The following is a 230-nucleotide window of genomic DNA, read 5'->3' as shown; positions in this document are numbered from 1 at the left end:
TTCATGACTGGGGTGAAGTCGTAACAAGGTAGCGCTAGGGGAACCTGGCGCTGGATCACCTCCTTATACGAAGATTACACTGATGAGTGTCCACACAGATTGATGGTTTATACAGTTTAAGAGACGAGGATGTTCCCAAACATTCTTACTTAGTGTCCCGTTCGTCTAGAGGCCTAGGACACCGCCCTTTCACGGCGGTAACAGGGGTTCGACTCCCCTACGGGATACCA

At 50.4% G+C, this 230-nt stretch carries 1 tRNA gene and 1 rRNA gene; both read left to right on the top strand.

Annotation, left to right across the window (positions count from 1 at the left end):
* A 16S ribosomal RNA gene (locus tag EXZ60_RS19180) occupies positions 1-66 on the top strand; the annotation flags it as partial.
* An 88-nt stretch (positions 67-154) separates the two neighbouring features.
* Positions 155-230: transfer RNA gene (locus EXZ60_RS19175), tRNA-Glu, on the top strand.

Source organism: Vibrio sp. 1151_11 (assembly GCF_029478525.1).
Classification (GTDB): domain Bacteria; phylum Pseudomonadota; class Gammaproteobacteria; order Enterobacterales; family Vibrionaceae; genus Vibrio; species Vibrio anguillarum.
The sequence above is the reverse complement of the archived record's forward strand: the minus strand, read 5'-3'. Positions and strand labels throughout refer to the sequence as shown.